Annotated in this window: 17 protein-coding genes; 13 read left to right on the forward strand and 4 right to left on the reverse strand. The window is 72.3% G+C overall.

Annotated elements, in window-relative coordinates; translation table 11 throughout:
- Positions 1 to 164 precede the first annotated feature (164 nt).
- The 3 genes from E5082_RS10625 to E5082_RS10635 all read left to right on the forward strand — a co-directional run bounded on the left by E5082_RS10625 (position 165) and on the right by E5082_RS10635 (position 2,026).
- Positions 165 to 674 (forward strand): 2'-5' RNA ligase family protein, encoded by a 510-nt coding sequence (locus E5082_RS10625; protein ID WP_190045240.1) that lies wholly within the window; start codon positions 165 to 167, stop codon positions 672 to 674.
- A 149-nt stretch (positions 675 to 823) separates the two neighbouring features.
- Positions 824 to 1,486, forward strand: a complete 663-nt coding sequence (locus tag E5082_RS10630) for a LysE family translocator (RefSeq protein WP_135791009.1) — start codon at positions 824 to 826, stop codon at positions 1,484 to 1,486.
- A gap of 135 nt (positions 1,487 to 1,621) precedes the next feature.
- Positions 1,622 to 2,026 carry an FKBP-type peptidyl-prolyl cis-trans isomerase gene (locus tag E5082_RS10635; RefSeq protein WP_135791010.1) on the forward strand — a complete coding sequence of 135 codons (405 nt, stop codon included), beginning with the start codon at positions 1,622 to 1,624 and terminating at the stop codon, positions 2,024 to 2,026.
- A 96-nt stretch (positions 2,027 to 2,122) separates the two neighbouring features.
- Here E5082_RS10635 and E5082_RS10640 read toward each other — a convergent pair whose 3' ends face one another.
- The gene (locus E5082_RS10640; RefSeq protein WP_135791011.1) at positions 2,123 to 2,707 is read right to left on the reverse strand and encodes a hypothetical protein; all 585 of its coding nucleotides are present in this window, start codon (positions 2,705 to 2,707) and stop codon (positions 2,123 to 2,125) included.
- Between the two features lie 135 nt (positions 2,708 to 2,842).
- On the opposite strand from E5082_RS10640, the gene E5082_RS10645 reads away from it, so the two are divergent.
- Positions 2,843 to 3,466: a TetR/AcrR family transcriptional regulator gene (locus E5082_RS10645; RefSeq protein ID WP_135791012.1), complete on the forward strand. Its 624-nt coding sequence runs from the start codon at positions 2,843 to 2,845 to the stop codon at positions 3,464 to 3,466.
- Positions 3,467 to 3,523: 57 nt separating this feature from the next.
- Here E5082_RS10645 and E5082_RS10650 read toward each other — a convergent pair whose 3' ends face one another.
- Together E5082_RS10650 and E5082_RS10655 are read right to left on the reverse strand one after the other, a co-directional pair.
- Positions 3,524 to 4,024 carry a hypothetical protein gene (locus tag E5082_RS10650; protein WP_135791013.1) on the reverse strand — a complete coding sequence of 167 codons (501 nt, stop codon included), beginning with the start codon at positions 4,022 to 4,024 and terminating at the stop codon, positions 3,524 to 3,526.
- 166 nt (positions 4,025 to 4,190) lie between these two features.
- Positions 4,191 to 4,799: a TetR/AcrR family transcriptional regulator gene (locus E5082_RS10655; protein WP_190045241.1), complete on the reverse strand. Its 609-nt coding sequence runs from the start codon at positions 4,797 to 4,799 to the stop codon at positions 4,191 to 4,193.
- 90 nt (positions 4,800 to 4,889) lie between these two features.
- Here E5082_RS10655 and E5082_RS10660 point away from each other — a divergent pair, with 90 nt between their 5' ends.
- The 5 genes from E5082_RS10660 (at position 4,890) to E5082_RS10680 (ending at position 8,402) form a co-directional block, all read left to right on the forward strand.
- A complete protein-coding gene (locus E5082_RS10660) occupies positions 4,890 to 5,630 on the forward strand; it encodes an SDR family NAD(P)-dependent oxidoreductase (protein ID WP_135791014.1) in 741 nt (246 codons plus the stop codon).
- Between the two features lie 24 nt (positions 5,631 to 5,654).
- Positions 5,655 to 6,041 carry an ester cyclase gene (locus tag E5082_RS10665; RefSeq protein ID WP_135791015.1) on the forward strand — a complete coding sequence of 129 codons (387 nt, stop codon included), beginning with the start codon at positions 5,655 to 5,657 and terminating at the stop codon, positions 6,039 to 6,041.
- Between the two features lie 40 nt (positions 6,042 to 6,081).
- On the forward strand, positions 6,082 to 6,768 hold the full coding sequence (locus tag E5082_RS10670; protein WP_135791016.1) for an SDR family NAD(P)-dependent oxidoreductase: 687 nt from the start codon (positions 6,082 to 6,084) through the stop codon (positions 6,766 to 6,768).
- A 186-nt stretch (positions 6,769 to 6,954) separates the two neighbouring features.
- Positions 6,955 to 7,650, forward strand: a complete 696-nt coding sequence (locus E5082_RS10675) for an SDR family NAD(P)-dependent oxidoreductase (protein ID WP_167514034.1) — start codon at positions 6,955 to 6,957, stop codon at positions 7,648 to 7,650.
- Entirely contained in the window at positions 7,647 to 8,402 is a 756-nt protein-coding gene (locus E5082_RS10680; protein WP_229918792.1) for a YqjF family protein, read from the forward strand. The genes E5082_RS10675 and E5082_RS10680 overlap by 4 nt, the downstream gene beginning before the upstream one ends.
- An 880-nt stretch (positions 8,403 to 9,282) precedes the next feature.
- Here E5082_RS10680 and E5082_RS10690 read toward each other — a convergent pair.
- The gene (locus tag E5082_RS10690; RefSeq protein WP_135791018.1) at positions 9,283 to 10,638 is read right to left on the reverse strand and encodes a COG1470 family protein; all 1,356 of its coding nucleotides are present in this window, start codon (positions 10,636 to 10,638) and stop codon (positions 9,283 to 9,285) included.
- 216 nt (positions 10,639 to 10,854) lie between these two features.
- Between E5082_RS10690 and E5082_RS10695 the strand changes: the two genes are divergently transcribed.
- The 4 genes from E5082_RS10695 (at position 10,855) to E5082_RS10710 (ending at position 17,685) form a co-directional block, all read left to right on the forward strand.
- The gene (locus E5082_RS10695) at positions 10,855 to 11,562 is read left to right on the forward strand and encodes a response regulator transcription factor (protein WP_086690412.1); all 708 of its coding nucleotides are present in this window, start codon (positions 10,855 to 10,857) and stop codon (positions 11,560 to 11,562) included.
- A 155-nt stretch (positions 11,563 to 11,717) separates the two neighbouring features.
- The gene (locus E5082_RS10700; protein WP_229918793.1) at positions 11,718 to 14,939 is read left to right on the forward strand and encodes a DUF11 domain-containing protein; all 3,222 of its coding nucleotides are present in this window, start codon (positions 11,718 to 11,720) and stop codon (positions 14,937 to 14,939) included.
- Complete coding sequence (locus E5082_RS10705; RefSeq protein WP_135791019.1) at positions 14,936 to 15,643, forward strand: Pvc16 family protein; 708 nt, start codon at positions 14,936 to 14,938, stop codon at positions 15,641 to 15,643. Before E5082_RS10700 ends, E5082_RS10705 begins: the two co-directional genes overlap by 4 nt.
- Entirely contained in the window at positions 15,640 to 17,685 is a 2,046-nt protein-coding gene (locus E5082_RS10710) for an ATP-binding protein (RefSeq protein ID WP_135791020.1), read from the forward strand. Before E5082_RS10705 ends, E5082_RS10710 begins: the two co-directional genes overlap by 4 nt.
- Positions 17,686 to 17,725: the final 40 nt, after the last annotated feature.

Below are 17,725 nucleotides of genomic sequence, written 5' to 3' on the forward strand. Positions count from 1 at the left end.
ATATCGCCATGCAGACTCTGGCCCGCTGAATGATTTGTCAATACCCTGCTGGTCGGGCAGTGATCGGCTCATGTCTGGGGGGCTGGGCTGCGATGGCCCGCTGGTTCCGTACGGCCCTGCCGGCAAGGATCACGAGCGTCCGGCTCGCGCCCTACGCTGTTCCCGTGCGCACAGTGGAGTTGCTGCCCGACGACGCGACCGAGGCGCGGGTGCGGCGGGTGTGGGGGCGGCTCGCGGAGAGGGGGATGCCGAGTCTGGCCGCTCACCGGCATGTGACGAATCGGCCCCACCTCACACTGACCACCGCGTCCGAGCTGCCGTGGGACGTGCGGCCTGCGCTCACGGAGGCACTCTCGGTGCTTCCGCTGCCGCTGCGACTGGAGGGGACGCTTCGCTTCGAGGGGCGAACTTCTTTCCTGGCCTGGCGTGTTGCGGCCGACGCCGGGCTGGCCGCCCTGCAGCGGCGCGTGTGGGAGTTGCTGCCCCTGGCCGGGAATCCGCTGTTCGAGCCGGAGAACTGGGTGCCCCACCTCAGCCTCGGCCGGACGCGGTCCGGACCCGGCGCATGGCCTGCGGAACTCCTGCCCGCCGAGCTGTCCGAGCCCTGGGAGGGACGGTTCACCGCGGCGCGGAGCTACGACACCGGGTCGCGGACCGTGGAGCGGCTGACCTAGGCGCCCAGGTACGGGAATTGGGGGCAACAGGTTGAGGTGGGGACCGACGTGGTCGCCTCCGGAGGCCGCGACTGGGCGACGAACTTCTCGAGGTGACGCACATATCCCCCCCCTGCCGCACGGCGGCGGAGCGGACGGACGGAGAACGGATGTCGGTCGACCTCATCGGTTTCCTCGGTGTGGTGCTGGTGGCGTATGTCGTCCCCGGTCCCGACTTCCTGGTCGTGGTTCGGTCGGCGGCCGAGCATCCCTCCAAGGGGCGGGCGGCGGCGGTGGGGGCCCAAGCCGGACTGTGTGTGCACATGGTCGCCGCCGCCATAGGTCTGTCGGTGATCGCAGCCCGTAGCCCCGTGGTCTACGACGCCATCAAGCTGCTCGGCGCCGCCTACCTGATCTCTTTGGGAGTACGGGCCGTGCTGGCCGCTCGACGTGCTGCGCGGCAACGTCACGAAAGCTCCGCCGCGTCATGTGCAGCGTTGACGGAAACGCGGTCGGCCGGCGCACGGTGGCGTTCAGGCTTCGCTCAGGGGTTCTTCACCAACGTCCTCAACCCCAAGGCCGCGCTGTTCTTCCTCAGCATCCTGCCCCAGTTCGTCCACGGGGGCGGTTCGGCCACCCAGCAGATCTTCTTCCTGGGCATCCTGGATGTGCTGATCGGGATCGTCTACTGGTTCGTCCTGGTCGCCGTCGCCGCCCGGCTGCGCACCTTGTTGGCTCGTCCGAAGTTCCGACGCCGGTGGGAGTTGACCACCGGCTGGCTGTTCATCGGCATCGGCATCGGCATCGGTGTCGGGGTCGCAGCGGCCGCCTGACCGTCGGAGCGCCTGGCGTCCTCACCGCCGGCACGTCGGAGTCGCCTGCCGCGGTATCGGTAGCGTGGCCATCAGATGCGTGGAGCGTCCGCCTGGTCCGTCCGACGGCCTTCGGCGGAGAGTGATGAGGTGGGAATGAGTGAGCTGACGAAGCCCGAGGTCGAGGTTCCGGAGGGTGCTGCTCCTACCGAGCTGACCATTCGGGATCTGGTCGTCGGGGACGGGCCTGAGGTCAAGTCCGGCATGGTGGTTCGGGTTCACTACGTCGGGGTGACCTTCGCGTCCGGGAAGGAGTTCGACGCGTCCTGGGACCGGGGAGAGCCGTTCAAGTTCGCCCTCGGCAGTGGCAGGGTCATCAAGGGGTGGGACCGGGGGGTCAAGGGGATGAGGGTCGGCGGCCGGCGCGAGATCATCGTTCCGCCGCGGCTCGGGTACGGCAATCAGTCGCCGACGCCGTTGATCCCGGCGGGCTCGACCCTGGTGTTCGTGGTGGATCTGCTGGACGTGTACTCCCCCGCGACCGGGTGGAGCAACGCCTAGTCGCGTCGCGATCACGCCGGTGGCTGGCCGGCGAGTCGGATCGCCGCAGGGAGCCGGCCCCGCGTGCACCGCCCGCGCGGGGCCGACGCCGGGACCTCACACCCCGATTCGGCCGGTCCTGTCCGACTGCCCCAGGCGGAAGGCCGAGACCAGGAAGAAGACTCCGCCCAGGAAGGCGTAGCCGGCCAGCGCGCCCAAGGAGGCGTTCTCCTTGCCCGCCTGGGCCGCGAAGGAGGCTCCGGCGAAGGTGGAGATGGCTCCGCTGAGGATCATCGGCCACTGTCCTGCCATGCCGCGTCGGCGTCGCAGGGCGCCGACGATCAGCTGGACGGCTCCGGCGGTGATCGCCCAGGCGCCCCAGACGCGCAGGACCGCCGGGATGCCCGAGGTGGCCGCCGCGACCAGACCTGCGGTGGTGAGGGCACTGAGCGCGACGTTCGCGTACAGGCCGCGTACCGGCCCACGGTTCGCCTTGGCGGACCTGATGTCGAGGACGGCGCACGCCACGTCGAACAACGGGTAGATCACCAGCAGTGTCGCGCTGAGGGGGCTCAGGGTGTGGGCGGAGGCGAATACGAGGACGGCCCATACCGTGGCGAACGCAAAGCGCAGGAAGTACAGGCGGCGCAGCGACCCGGTGTCCTCTTCGGCGGGGACAGGGGTGGCAGTGGAGGAAGCCATGAGGTGCCCTTTCGGCGAGGGGGAAGGCGAAGACGGAGGAGGGAGAACGTTCGGTCTCTCTCTTTCATCTAAGAGGCCCCTTCTGGGCCTGTCAAGACCGAACGTTCTCCCTCACTACCTGCTACCGTGGCCGCCATGAGCACGCGCACAGAAGGCAGGAGCACGTCCGAGGCCCGGGCGCGGCTGCTCGACACGGCGACCCGGATCTTCTACGCCGAGGGCATTCACTCGGTCGGCGTGGACCGGATCATCGCGGAGGCCCAGGTCACTCGCGCCACCCTGTACCGCCACTTCAAGGGGAAGGACGAGTTGATCCTCGCCTACCTCCAGCAGGCCGATCACGGCATCCGGGGGCAGGTGGCCGCCATCCGGGCGCAGGACCTTCCGGCGGCGGAGACGGTCCGGGCCGTGGGCAGGTCCATCGCGGACGGCATCCAGTCCCCCGGCTTCCGTGGTTGCGCCTTCCTCAACGCGGCGGCCGAGTATCCCGACCCGGCGCACCCCGTCCACCAAGCGGTGCTGGACCACCGGCAATGGTTCCTGGAAACGGCCACGCAGCTCATGGAGGACGCCGGCTGTGCTCCCGCCGACGTGACCGGGCGGCACTTCGTCATGCTCCGGGACGGCGCCATGGCCGCCGGCTGTCTCTTCGACCCGACCCTGATCTGTGCGACGTTCCTGGACGGTGTCGAGGGGATCTTGCACACGGCCGCAGCACCGGCGCCGGAACCCAACTCCCCCGCTTCACCGTCCACGTGACCGTCCCAGAGGGCGCAGCTCCGGCCGGGCGGCCCGGTGGCGGTACGCCGCCGGAGCTCAGCGCCGGGGCCGGTGCCTCTGGAGCCGGTCGGCGGCGAGGAGTATCTCGTCAGGCGTGCCGAACGGAATGAACACCCAGAACCGGGCGACGAGCCGATCCTCGTGGTGCACGAGCAACACCTCGTCCTCGAAGACAAGGTGAAGACCGTCCCACGGGTGGCTCCAGCGCAGCGTGTCACCGTCCCAGTGCTGGATACCGCGGTTGGTGAACCGCAGGAGCAGCGGCGACTCCGCACGCTCCGGGGAACTCTTCGGCCGGTCGAAGGGCAGGAACACCTTGTAGTCGGTGAGCGTGTACTCGCCCGCCGCGAGCCTCTCGTCGCGAACGGCGACCACCCGGCCGGTCTCGGCGCCCTCGCGGACCCGCCGGGCGCCGAACACGATACTGAACACCACCACCGACCCCAGGGCCCACCAGAGCCCGAACACCCCCGAGACGTCCACGTACAGTTCCAGCACCGGGGGCGCCACAGCCACCAGCCCCAGAGCGCCGTACACTCTCCTCTGCCGCCGTACCCGCAGAGCCGTATCCGCGCCCACCCCACCAGCCATCGCACGTCTCCCGTGTCTCACTCGCCGCACCACGAGAGGGGACGGGTGTTCGCCTGACGGCGGTTGCGGTCGACCTCGCCGACCCCTCGACCGAGGCAGCCCCCTCGCCCCCCTACAAGGGCGGCCACACCCGCAGCGCCGCGTCGGCCATCGCCTGAAGCTCGTCCCGGCACACCCCACTGGCCGCCTGGACGGCGATGCCATGAGCCAACGTGGTGACATACCGGGCCAACAGCCCCGCATCGGCGCCCGCCGGAAGGTCACCCTCCCCCACGGCCCGTTCGAACCGCTTCCGAATCCGCAGGTAACCGTCGTTGCGCCATCCGACAAGCAGCTCACGGGCCGACTGGGCGGACTCACCCGCAGCCAATGCCCCCTGGATGCCCATACAGCCCTGGGGCCGGGACGGAGCGGTGGTGGTCCGGATGACGCCGGACAGGATCGCGGTGGCCACACCCAGGGAGGTCGGCTCCTTCAGCGCTTCGTCCAGGTAGGCGCTGGGCCCCTCCGTATAGCGCTCCAGAGCCTTGCGGAACAGCTCCTCCTTGTTGCCGAAGGCCGCGTACATGCTCGTGGCCGAGATGCCCATGGCGCTGGTCAGGCGACCCAGGCTCGCGCCCTCGTAGCCGTGTTCCCAGAAGACCAGCATGGCGCGTTCGAGGGCCTCGCCGGTGTCGAAGCCCCGCGGGCGGCCGCTCGGGCCCTTCTTCTCCGTCTTCACCCGTTCATTCTATCTCTTCTGTAGTGACCGATACGGAAGTGCTAGGCTGGAATTCTGTATCGATCACTACTGAACATGGAGGCGGCCGACATGGGACTGCTCGAGGGCAAGACCGCTGTGGTCACGGGGGCCAGCGCCGGGATCGGCCTCGCCGGCGCCAAACGGCTGGCGGCCGAGGGCGCGCATGTGTTCATCACCGGGCGGCGGAAGGACGAACTCGACGCGGCCGCCGAGGAGATCGGCCCGGCGGCCACCGCCGTGACCGGCGACATCGCGGACCTGGCCGACCTCGACCGGCTCTATGAGGCCGTCCGCAGCCGGGGGCGGGGACTGGACGTGCTGTTCGCCAACGCCTCCGTCGCCGACCTCGTACCACTCGAAGAGGTCACCGAGGAGCACTTCGACAAGCTCTTCGGCATCAACGTCCGGGGCACGCTGTTCACCGTCCAGAAGGCGTTGCCCCTGCTCAACGACGGCGCCTCCGTGATCTTGAACGGCTCCACCAACGTGGACGCCGGCGACGAGGGGCTCGGGGTGTACGCGGCCACCAAGGCCGCCACCCGCTCGCTCGCCCGGACCTGGGCCAACGAACTCAAGGGACGCGGCATCCGGGTCAACACGGTGACGCCGGGCCCGACCGACACCCCGGCCCTTTCGGCGCTCACCCCCGACGCGGAGCGGTTCAAGGAGCAGTTGTCGGCGCGCGTGCCGCTGGGCCGGCTCGGACGGCCGGAGGAGGTCGCCGCCGCCGTGGCCTTCCTCGCGTCGGACCAGAGCAGCTTTGTCACGGGGTCGAGCCTGTACGTCGACGGTGGTCTCAACCAGATCTGAGCGCGTCCACAGAAAGGCCGACCGATGTGCGACCTGCGCGCGTTCTACGAGCGCTACCTCGAGGCGCTCAACGCCCACGAGTTCGACGGTATGGGCGAATTCATCGCCGACCGGACCACCCTGAACGGCGAGCCCGCCACCCGGGACGACCTCCTCGCCGTACAGCGGCACGACGTGGACGCGGTGCCCGATCTGCACTGGGAACTGAAGGAATTGCTCTTCGACGGGGACCGCTTGGCCGCCCGTCTCGTCAACACCGGTACGCCGGTGAAGGAATGGCTCGGCGTGCAACCCACCGGGGCCTCCTTCGAGATCGTCGAGTACGCGATCTATCAGGTCCGCGACGGCCGGTTCGTCCACATGGCGGCGCTGCACGATGCCGCCGAGCTCCGGCGGCAGTTGACCGGCTGACGGCGGCGACGCACGCATCACTCATCACGGAGGAATACGCATGACCATCACGCTGATCACCGGCGCCAACAAAGGTATCGGTTTCGAGACAGCCAAGCAGCTTCTTGCCGCGGGCCACACCGTCTACCTCGGCGCGCGGGACATCGAGCGCGGTGAGAAGGCCGCGGCCGCGCTCGGGGCACGGTTCGTCCGACTCGACGTGACCGACGAGGCGTCGGTCGACAGCGCGCTGGAGAAGATCGATGCGGACGAGGGCCGACTCGACGTCCTGGTGCACAACGCGGGCGTCCTGGGGCTCGGCGAGGTGGACGGCCCCAGTGCCCTGCGCGTGTTCGACACCAACGCGGTGGGGATCGTACGCGTCACCGAGGCGGCCCTGCCCCTGCTGCGTCGGTCCGCCGCGCCCACCGTGGTCACCGTCTCCAGCAGCGCCGGTTCCTTCTGGGCCGTGAACAACCCCGAGCGGCCCGAATTCAGCCTGCCGACCCTGCTGTACTCCGCGTCGAAGTCGGCTGCGACGATGCTGACGGTGCAGTACGCCAAGGCCTATCCGGAGATCAAGTTCAACACGGTCGAGCCGGGCACCACCGCCACCGACATGACCGCGGACTTCGGGATCGGACGGTCTCCGGAGGAGAGCGCGAAGGTTGTCGTCCGCCTGGCGACGCTGGGCGCGGACGGTCCTACGGGGACGCTTCAGGACGAGAATGGGGAGCTGCCCTGGTAGCCACCGTGCGTGCCGACCGGTCCGGGTGACATCGGCGCCCTCCCCAAGCACCGGGGCCCCGAGCCGGGCCGACGGATCATGGCCGAGCCGGCCTCCGCCGACGGCGACGCGCAAAGCCGCCCCGCCGCATCCGCCCGGCCCTCAACGGGCGAAGTCTTCCCAGGACACAGGAGTGGGAGGCGCGGTGTGGCGATCCGGGGCGCACGCATTCTCGTCGCCGGGGCGACCGGTGACATCGGCTCGGCGCTGGCCGAGCGGCTGGCCGGGCTCGGGGCGGTGACCGCGCTCGCGGGGCGGGACCCGGACCGGCTGGCCGGGGTGCGCGAGCGGTGCGGGCCCGGCCCCTCGCGGACCGTCGACGCGTGGGACCTCGACGGCGCCGAGGGCACGGCGGCGTGGGCGGCGCGGCAGCTGGATGGACTCGATGCCGTGGTCGTCTGTGTGGGGGTGGTCGCGTTCGGGCCGGTCGGTGAGATCGGGGAAGCGGTCGCGGAGCAGGTGATGGCGGTGAACGCGCTCGCCCCCATGGCGATCCTGCGCTCCGCGTCGACCCACGTGTTCCCGGGTGGTCTGCTGGCCGCCGTGACGGGCACCGTCGCCCGCTCGGCACCGGCCGGCATGGCGGACTACGCGGCGGCGAAGGCCGCGCTGGCCACTTGGCCGCCGTCGGGTCGCCGGGAGCTGCGGCGCTCCGGGGTGGGGGTGCTGGAGATCTTCCTGCCCCACGTCGAGTCGGGGTTCGCCGGCCGCGCGGTGACCGGGACCGCTCCGGCCCTGCCACCGGGCGTCACAGTGGCGCAGGCCGTCGACACGATCGTGGAGGGCATGCGTACGGACGCGTGGGTCATGGGACCCGCCGAGTCCAAGCGGGGTACGTCGTGACAGCGGACGCGTCCGCTCACGTGGAGGACATCACGCCCCTGCCCCCGCGCCCCCTCCCGCACATCCTCTTCCGGCAGTGGTGGCGTGAACTGGTCTTCCTGCACTGGGCCGCCGACCCGGACGAGGTCGCACGGCTGCTGCCCCCGGGCACGTCCCCGGACTTCCACCTGGGCCGCACGTACGTCGGCCTCGTCTTCTTCCGCATGGACCACCTGGCCCTCGGCCGGGGCCCGGCCCTCCCCTACCTGGGCAGCTTCGGCGAGGTGAACGTCCGCCTCTACAGCCGGGACGCCCTCGGGCGGCGTGGAGTGGTGTTCCGCTCCCTGGACTGTGACCGCCTGCTGCCCGTACTGACGGCGCGGGCGGCGTTCGGGCTGCCGTACCGCTGGGCCCGCATCCGCGCCCGCCGCACCGACTCCGGGATTTCCTACGACTCCCTCCGCCGCGACGGTTCCGGAGCGGGCGCGCGCGTCCGGGCGGAGGTCTCCGCCGAGCCGTACGAGGCGAACGCCCTGGAGGAGTTCCTGACCTGCCGATGGGGACTCCACGCCCAATTCCGGGGCCGCACCTACTACTTGCCGAACCTCCACCCCCGGTGGACGTTCACCCGTGCCGAGCTGACCTCGTACGACGAAACCGCCATCGCGGCGGCCGGGCTGCGCACCCCACGCGAAGATCCCGTCAGCGTGCTCTACGCGCCCGGTGTCCCCGTCCGCTTCGGCCCGCCGCTCCGGCTGCCCCGGGGAAGCTGAACCCAGCCGGACTCCGCACCGCTCTCACCCCCGGGGCACGGCCGATCTCGCCCTCGGTTCGCCGCTGTTCTCGCAGGCGCAGGTCACGCCTCGGGCAGGACGCTCCCGATCAACGGCTCCGGTGCGGCGGACAACGCGCCCTACGTCCAGTCCGCGCCCTTCAACGGCTCGGCGTGGAACAACGCCTACGCTCCGACCTCCGCGCTCACTTCGGGCGGCACCCTCGGGTTCACCCTGGGCACCACTGCCAACACCGCTTGGGCCCCTGGGACTTCCGCCGCTCCCCCCGTCCTAACCCGGCGACACCTCCGCCCCCGCCAGCCCACGGGTGGGTCCGCTGAAGTCCGGTGTCAGTTCCTCCCTCTGCGTGGACGACGCCAACTCCGGTACGGCGGATCACATGGCGATCCAGCTGTGGGCCTGCAACGGTACGTACGCCCAGGACTGGACCGTCACCTCGGACGGCACCCTGCTCGGCCAGCCGGGACACCGCCGCGTTGCCCGCCGACCGCTGGAGGGCCGGGAGCGGAGGGGCCGGGGGCCGCCCGGTCACGTGCGGCCGGCGCCGGGACCAGGCGTTCCGTCCCGTTCGGCCCCGTGCCTGTGTGTGCGCTACGCGCTCCCTCGCCCCCACCTCGAACGGAACCGGATCATGACGGTTGCCCCGCTCCGGTGCTTAGGGGAGATCAAGCCAAGTTTGATGCATAGTCAACGACGGCTACACGCGGTTACCGAGAGAAATTCAGGCAAGACACCCGAACATACTCGCGCAATCCGGTCATATGGCCGACAGGGCCGGGGGTCCGTTTTCCGGACGCCCGGCCCTGTCGCGGCTTTGCATCACGGCGCGTCTCGCAGAGCATGGGCGTGACGCCCCAAGTCACCTGATGTCGCTGAGCACTCCGCTGACGTTGAGCACCTCATGGCACTCCTGGGCCCGCCTGCCGGTGGCGGGGGTGCCCGGCTTGGCACAGGTGACCTGGGCGGTGACCGTGTCGTTCGCGGCGATCCTGATGGGGGTGACCCAGTGATAGTCCTGGTTGCGGAAGGTCTCCAGCGCGATCGTCGTGATCTTCCGGTCACCGAAGTTGATGGTCAGCACCCCCTCGTCGCCCTGGAAGTTGGCCACGACGATGTCGGTGACCTGGAACACCTTGTCCGCGGGGACCGTGTAGGTGCCGGTCTTCTCCGCGCCGCCGCCCGTCTGCACGTCGATGGTGGCCGAGCTCTGGCCACCACCACCGCCGCCGGCCAGGCCGCCACCGCCGCCGTCGCCGGTCCCGGTGCCCGTACCGGCGCCGCCGCCCGTTCCCGGCCGGCTGCCCGCGCCACCGGTCCCGGCGCCGGGCTGCCCGCCGCCGGCTCCCGTGCCCTGGCCGGCCTGCTCGCTGCCGCCGGGGGTGGGCCGCTGCTGGACGACCTCGTCGGCCGCCTCCTTGGCCGCGCTGCGCACGGCGGGCCGTACCAGGGTGAACCACGCGAGGAGCAGGGCGATCAGCGCGGCGAGCACCGCGAGCAGCCACTTGGGGAAGACGGGGATCTGGACGAACTCGGCGTCCAGCGAGGTGCGGATCGCGTCGGCGGGCTCCGGCAGGGGCGCGTCCGGTGCCGCCGTCTCGGCGACGGTGACCGTGAACGGCCAGATGACGGGGGCGCCGAACCACACCGGCTTGCCGATACGGGCCCGCAGACCCACTTCCGCCGACTCGCCGGGCTCCAGCGTCTGTTCGGCGGGCTTGAGGGTGAAGCGCAGTTCCTCACCGGGCTGGGCGGGCGTGAAGCCCAGCGTCACCGGGGTGTTGCCCTCGTTGCGCAGCGCCAGCCGGTAGCGGCCGCGCAGCCAGCCCCGGCGGCGGCGCGGGGCGATCTCGGCCCGCAGTTCCCGGAACTCCTCGACCCGTACGGTCGATTCGGGCACCCGTACCGCCTCGGGGTGCTCGGTGGGCAGCACGCGTACGGCGAGCGGCACCTCGCCGGCGCGGACCTCGGGGGACCTCGGGGGTTCGAGGCGGATGGTCACCGTCTCGGAGGTGCCCGGATACAGGGACACGCGCGCGGGCTCCACCGTGGCCCAGGCCGCGCAGTCGCCGACCACCTCGAGGCCGTATGCCTCGACGATGTCGCTGTCGTTGCGGACGGTCAGGGTGGTGGTGGCGAGCCCGCCGGGCGTCACCGACACCGCGGGGATGTCGGAACCGGGCGCGCCGGGGCTGGGGGTGGATGCTGGAGACGTCACCCGGTGACCGTATGACGCGGCCCCGCCCCTTCGGAGAGGCGCGAGGGCAAGCCCGCGGGCAGTACTCGTGCCCCGGACAGCGCTCCTCTACTCCCTTTCGGATAGCGCCAGTTGACCTTCGAAGACCGTGCGCGGGCCGACTTCCGCCGCTCGGTCCCGCACGTTGCTCCACCGGCGCGCCGCACCACCCCCACACGTTCGATGGAAACAGGACTCATGACCACGAGCTGCCCTCAGGCCAACCATCCCGCTCCCGCCGCCCACACCGCACCCTGGACCACCTCGGCCAGACGGCCCGAGCGGGTCTCCGTCACCGTCTACGCCCCCGACCCCGTCCTCTACGTCGGCATCGTGCACCAGTTGCGCCAGCGCCCCGAGATCGAGTTCGTGGAGGCCGGGGCGGCCGACAGCGCCCAGGTCTCGCTGATCACCGTCGACACGGTGGACGACGAGACGTCGGCGCTGCTCAACCGGCTGCGCCACAACTCCGCGACCCGCACCGGTCTGGTGGTCGGCACCTTCGAGTCGGGTGACGCTCTCCAGCGCGCCATAGACAACGGGGTCGCCGCGGTGCTCCGCCGCGCCGAGGCCGACCAGGACAGGCTGCTGCGTCTGGTCCTCGCCATAGCCAACGGCGAGGGCATGCTGCCCGGCGATCTGCTCGCCAAACTCCTCACCCACGTGGGCAGCATGCAGCGCTCCTCCCCGCTCGACCCACGGGCGGCGTCGCTGTCCACCCTGGCGCCCCGCGAGACGGAGATGCTGCGGCTGGTGGCGGAGGGCCTGGACACCGGGGAGATCGCCCGGAAGACCTCGTACTCCGAGCGGACCGTGAAGAACGTGCTGCACGAGGTGATCACCCGGCTGCAGCTCCGCAACCGGGCCCACGCGGTCGGCTACGCCCTGCGCAACGGCTTGATCTGACAGGTGTACTGACCACCGGCTGTCGGCACACTGCCCGAAAGCCCCTCCGCCGCTTCCCCCGGGAGCGTCCCGTCGGCCCTGCCGCACCAGGGACGGCGACGCCCAGGATGGCGGGCGGTTGTGCGAAAGCGGAGTGCGGACGGTGAGGTGGGCCCGTGACGGGCACGGACAAGGCCGGCGGGTGGCGGTACCCGCTGGAGCGGATCGGCCTGGCGTTGTTGCTGCTGGTCCCCCTGTTGGCGGTGACGGCGGCCGCCGGTCCCGGTACGGCGAAGGCCCGCCCCCGAGCCGGTGACGACGGAGTGACCCGGATCGCCTTCGCGGGCACCCGGCACCGCAGCCTGGGCCGGGTGGCGACGACGAAGTCGAGCACCCCGCTGTTCGGGGAGGGCGCGACCCACTACGACGTGGAACCCTCGGCGCTGGGCGACCGGCTGGTGTTCGCCAGCCGCCGGGACGAGCGGAACCCGCAGGTCTACCTCCGGGCCGCCGACGGTTCCGTGACCAAGCTGACCAGCGGCCGGGACGCCGCACACCCGCGGCTGACGCCGGACGGCCGGTCGGTCGTCTTCGACTCGGCCGAGCCCGGCGGCCCCGGCGGCGCCACCCAGCGCGACCTGTGGCTGGTGCACACCGACGGCACGGGCCTGACCCGGCTGACGAACACCCCGGCCGACGAGGAATGCCCGACAGTGTCGCCGGACGGTCAGCGGCTCGCGTACTCCAGTGACGCCGATCCCCTGGCCGGGCAGCAGGTCTACGTCCGCCCGCTCCAGGGCGGCACCGCGAACCGCGTCACCGATCCGGCGAACGGCACGGCGAGCGAGCCGGCGTGGAACCCGCTGGACAACGCCGAGAAGCGCGACATCATCGCCTACACGGCCACCACCGCCGAAGGCCCCAAGCTGCGCTACGTCTACGCGAGTTCGGGTGACGGCGGCCCGCTGCTGGGCGCCACGGAGGCAGGCTGGCGCACCCACGGGGCAGCCTGGCTGCCCGACGGGAACCAGTTGCTGTTCCTCAGCCCGGACCGCGACTGCACCTGCGAGGGCGACTTCGACCATGTCTTCAGGACGGTCGTGCACTCCGACGACGACGGCAACCGGTCGCTCGTCCTGACCGAGGACCGCGAGGTCGGCACGGTCACCTGGCTCGGGCCGGTGGACGGCGGCGGGGCCGTGGTGGACCGCACCACCGCCGCCGGACCCCATGTGGTGACCCTCCAGGACGCCCGCGCGGACGGCTCGGACCCCCGTGACCTGGGCCTGACCATCCTCAAGGAAGACCCGGCGGCCGACACCAACACCGATCCGGCGAAGGACCCGCTGTTCCAGCCCGCCGCCGGGTCCGACCCGTGGACCGAGCGGCAGAACTACACCCCGGACGGGCGGCAGATCGTGCTGACCCGGTTCGAGGACTCCGACGCCGGACGCATCGAGCGGATCTGGCTGGCCGACGCCGACGGCTCCGACCCGCGGGCCCTGCCGCTGGCCGGGCGCGGCCCGAAGGACTGGGACACCGACCCGACCTTCTCCCCCGACGGCAAGTTGCTCGCCTTCCGGCGTACTTCGCCCGGCGGTACCGGCGACGCGGCCGGGCCGGGCCGGGTGCTCATCGCCGACGTGGCCACCGGCGCGCTCCGGGGCACGATCACCCCGCCGGCCGGGCAGGCGCAGGGCACCGACGCCCAGCCGACCTGGTCCTCGGACGGCACCCGCCTCGCCTTCACCCGTACGCAGGTCATCGACGGCGGCAACGGCAACAAGCACATCTGGACCGTCCCGGTCGACCACCTCGACCAGCAGCGCGATCTCAGCTCCGCCAACTGCCCCGGCGCCTGCGACGTCATCGACGACAGCCCGGCCTTCTCTCCCGACGGGCAGACCATCGCCTTCAACCGCAAGGCCGGTGGCGGCCGGGTCGACCAGCAGGGCGGGCTTCTGCTGACCTCGGTGTCGGGCGACGACTGCCGGGTGCTGCTGCCCGCCGCCGGCCGCGGTCTGCCGGGCGCGTGCCGCCGGGAGCTGCCGGACGCCTCGGCCACGGGTCCGTTCCAGCCGCGTGACGCCGCCTGGACGGCGGACGGCACCGGTCTGGTGTTCAGCTCGCGCGCCCGGCTCGCGGCGAACAGCCCGGAGAAGCTGAGCCGGGTGGACGTGGAGTCGGGTGCCCTCACCCCGCTCACCACCGCGCTGGGGGGCCGCCAGAAGGAGCCCTCGGTGCAGCAGTCCGTGGACCTGGCCGTACAGGCCCCGGACACCTCCGGGCAGGTCGTCGTCGGCCGTACCGGCGCCGTCCGCGTCGACGTCGTGAACCAGGGGCCCGCGGCCTCGCCCGGCACCCGGTTCACCGTGGCGCCGCCCCTCGGGGCGTCCGTCACCGGGCTGACCGCGCCCGGCCGGAACTGCGACGTGCGCGGGCTCACCTGCGACCTCGGCGTGGTGCCGCCCGGCGCTACCGTCCCGGTGACCGTCACCGTCACCGGGGTCACGCCCGGCGACCAGCCCGTGGACTGGTCGGTGACCGGCGCGGTGATAGACCCCGACCCGAGCGACAACACCGACCGCACGGTGGTCCCGGTGCGCGAGGCACCCGCGCCGCCCGACCCGACACCGACACCGACCCCGACGCCGACACCGAGCCCGGCCCCGCCCACTCCGACGCCGCCCACGGCGCCTCCGGTACCGCCCGCGCCCCCGGCGCCGCCGGTTCCGGAACCCCCGGCGCCGAAGGCCGGGCCGGGCGTGACGGTCACCGCGAACCCCAACCCCGGCTATGTCGGCGGCCGTGTGGTCGTCACGTACACCGTCCGCAACGGCCGTAACGCGCTGGCCACCGGGCTCCGGCTACGCATCGGGCTGCCCGCGAACGTGCCGAACAACGGGCGCCCGCCCGGCTGTGACGCCGACTGGCTGTGCGCGCTGCCCGATCTGGCGCCCGGCGGCCGCAGCACCCTGCAGGTCGTGCTCAGCCCGAAGAGGGCGCTGACCGCCCAGGTCACCGGCACCCTGACCACCACCGGCACGGACGCCGACCGGAGCGACAACTCCGCCCAGCAGCGGCTGCGTGTCCTCCAGCCCAAGATCGTCGCCGTGCCGCCGATCGGCAAGCCCGGCTTCGTGACCTCGGTGCGCGGCAAGGACTTCCCGCCGGGCGTGCCGGTCCGGTTCCGCTGGAAGCCCGGCATCACGGCCGCCGCCGCGCCGACGGTGCCACTGCCCGACGGCACGTTCATCGGGCAGCTGCTGATCCTCGCCAAGGACCAGACGGGCCCGCGCACCATCACCGCGAGCGGCCCCGGCTTCTCCCCGGTGAAGACGGACTTCCTGGTCGTCAACGGCAGCGTGCAGCCCCCGGACGAGGTGACCCGACGGTGATCCACGAGGTCGACGAGGCCCTGCGGGGCCTGCTGGAGGAGTCCGGACTGGCCGCGTCGGGCGTCGAGGTGGTCTTCGACGCGCCGACCAGCGACTGGGCGGCCCGGCGCAGCGCGCCCACGGTGTGCGCGTTCCTGTACGACATCCGCGAGGACAACTCCCGGCGCAACAGCAGCGCGGGCGAGATCTACGACGAGGACGGCTTCGTCGTCGCCCGCCGCTCGCCCGCCCGCTGGTTCGAGCTGACCTATCTGGTCACCGCGTGGGCGAGCCGGCCGCAGGACGAGCACCGGCTGCTGTCCCAGGTGCTGTCCACCCTGGTGTCCACGGACACCCTGCCCCCGCATCTGCTGACCGGCACGCTCGCCGAACTGGGCCTGATCGTGGGCCTGGACGCGGGCGGTACCGGCCTGGACGCCCCGGCCGCGTCCGACGTGTGGTCCGCGCTGGGCGGCGAGCTGAAACCGTCGCTCGGGGTACGGGTACGCGCCCCGCTGGCCGGCATCGAGCGGGTCGCCGCACCGCCGGTCACCGAGGGCCTGGTCGTCCGGTCGGTGCCCCACTCCCCGCCGGACGAGGCGGAGTCGGCGCGCCGGCTGCGCTACACGGAGATCGACGACCCCGGCGGGGAGGGCTTCGGCGGGTCCCGCGAGCGGCGCCCCGCCCCCGCCCGGCGCCGCAGGAGGGGTGACCGCCAGCCATGACGCACACCGTGGAACCGGAGCTGTGGCGGCGGCTGCACACCGTGGAGGAGCGGGTACGGAAGGCGGTCGCCGCACGGCGTGCCGTCGACCCCGACCCGGACGACCCCTACCGGGGCCAGTACCTCACCCCCGAGGCGGCCCAGCGCGTCCTCGACACGCGCGGCGAACCGTCCGCCGCCGAGCCGGAGCGGTCGGCGGAGCACTCCCCACTCGGCCGCCTGGCACGGGACTTCGGGCTCTCCCCGCTCGACCTGGACCTGCTGCTGGTCGCCCTGGCCCCGGACCTGGACGCCCGCTTCGAGCAGCTCTACGGCTATCTGAACGACGACCTCACCCGGCGCCGGCCCACCGTCGGACTGGCCCTCGAACTGTGCGGGCACACCGGACTGTCCCCGGCCCGCTTCCGCCTCTCCCTGGGCGCACCGCTGCTCGCGGGCGGTCTGCTGGAGGTCCAGGAGCCGGAACGGCCGCCGCTGTCGCGGGTGCTGACGGTGCCCGACCGGGTGACCGCGCATCTGCTGGGCGACACCGCGCCGGACGCCCGCCTGGGTTCCGTGCTCGGGGAGCACACGGCCGACCCGGCGGCCGACCCCGCGCTGGTCCGGCGGGCCGCCGCCGGGGTCCGGAGCGGCACCGGGCATGTGCACCTGCGGGCAGTCGGCGGTGCCCCCGAGGGCCTGGCGGACGCGGCCCTGCGTGAGGCGGGCCGCGTCCCGCTGGTCCTGGACGCGGTGGCCCTGGCCCGGCACGCACGTGACCTGCCCCAACTGGCCGCTGCCGCCGCCCGCGAGGCCCGGCTGACCGGCGCCGGGGTGGTGCTCGGCCCGCTGGACGATCTCCCGGACAAGCCCTCCGAGCGGACCCACGTGCTGCGCACGGTGTGCGCGGCGCTGTCCGGCATTCCGATGTTCACCTACGGCTCGCAGGTCTGGGACCCGGCGTGGGCCGTCCGCACCCCGGTGTCCTTCACGGTGGGCACCTCCTCGCCCGGGCAGCAGGCCGTGCGGTGGCGGTTCGCGCTGGAGGCGGCCGGGGCCCCGGACGGCTCGGGCGGTGAGGACCTGGCGCGTGCCGTGGCCGCGCACCGGCTCGACTCGGGCCAGCTCCGGCGCGCGGCCGACGCCGCGGTACGCACGGCGGCGCTCGCCGGGCGCCCGGTGGCCGCCGAGGACGTACGGGCCGCCGTGCGGGCGCAGAACGGGGCGGGACTGGCCCGGCTGGCGCGCCGGGTGGAGCCCGCGGTCGGCTGGGACGACCTGGTGCTGCCGCCGAGGACCCTGCGGGGCCTGCGCGAACTCGCGGTGCGCGCCCGCCACCGCGACCAGGTGCTCGGCCAGTGGGGGATGCGGCCGGGCGGCGGCCGCGGGCGCGGCGTGATCGCGCTGTTCGCCGGGGAGTCCGGCACCGGCAAGACGATGTCCGCCGAGGTGGTCGCCACCGACCTGGGCATGGACCTTTACGTGGTCGATCTGTCGACCGTGGTGGACAAGTACATCGGCGAGACCGAGAAGAACCTGGAGCGCATCTTCACCGAGGCGTCGGCGGTCAACGCGGTGCTGCTGTTCGACGAGGCGGACGCGATCTTCGGCAAACGCTCCGAGGTGAAGGACGCCCGCGACCGGCACGCCAACATCGAGTCGGCGTACCTGCTCCAGCGGATGGAGTCCTTCGACGGCATCGCGGTGCTGACCACCAACCTGCGGGCCAACCTGGACGAGGCGTTCACCCGGCGGCTCGACGTGGTGGCCGACTTCCCGATGCCCGACGCGGCGCAGCGGCTCGCGCTGTGGGAGCGGTGTCTGGGCGAGCGGCTGCCGCGCGCCGAGGACGTCGACCTCACGTTCTGCGCGGACCGGTTCGAGCTGGCGGGCGGCTCGATCCGGTCGTGTGCGGTGACGGCCGCGTATCTCGCGGCGGATTCGGGGAATGAGCTGACGATGCGGCAGGTGGTGGAGTCGGTCGCGCAGGAGTACCGCAAGCTCGGCCGGCTGGTGCTGGCCGCCGAGTTCGGTCCCTGGCTCGCGCAGGTCACGGCCGCCTGACCCTGCACGCGAGGTGCGGCCGGTCCGCCCGCGCGGGCAG

Origin of the sequence: Streptomyces griseoluteus (assembly GCF_004784465.1) — a bacterium.
In the GTDB taxonomy this organism is placed as follows: Bacteria; Actinomycetota; Actinomycetes; order Streptomycetales; family Streptomycetaceae; genus Streptomyces; species Streptomyces griseoluteus.

Coding starts and splice junctions, on each gene's coding strand:
- E5082_RS10630 (WP_135791009.1), top strand. CDS start 824: ATGTCGGTCGACCTCATCGGTTTCCTCGGTGTGGTGCTGGTGGCGTAT.
- E5082_RS10635 (WP_135791010.1), top strand. CDS start 1,622: ATGAGTGAGCTGACGAAGCCCGAGGTCGAGGTTCCGGAGGGTGCTGCT.
- E5082_RS10640 (WP_135791011.1), bottom strand. CDS start 2,707: ATGGCTTCCTCCACTGCCACCCCTGTCCCCGCCGAAGAGGACACCGGG.
- E5082_RS10645 (WP_135791012.1), top strand. CDS start 2,843: ATGAGCACGCGCACAGAAGGCAGGAGCACGTCCGAGGCCCGGGCGCGG.
- E5082_RS10660 (WP_135791014.1), top strand. CDS start 4,890: ATGGGACTGCTCGAGGGCAAGACCGCTGTGGTCACGGGGGCCAGCGCC.
- E5082_RS10665 (WP_135791015.1), top strand. CDS start 5,655: ATGTGCGACCTGCGCGCGTTCTACGAGCGCTACCTCGAGGCGCTCAAC.
- E5082_RS10670 (WP_135791016.1), top strand. CDS start 6,082: ATGACCATCACGCTGATCACCGGCGCCAACAAAGGTATCGGTTTCGAG.
- E5082_RS10695 (WP_086690412.1), top strand. CDS start 10,855: ATGACCACGAGCTGCCCTCAGGCCAACCATCCCGCTCCCGCCGCCCAC.
- E5082_RS10710 (WP_135791020.1), top strand. CDS start 15,640: ATGACGCACACCGTGGAACCGGAGCTGTGGCGGCGGCTGCACACCGTG.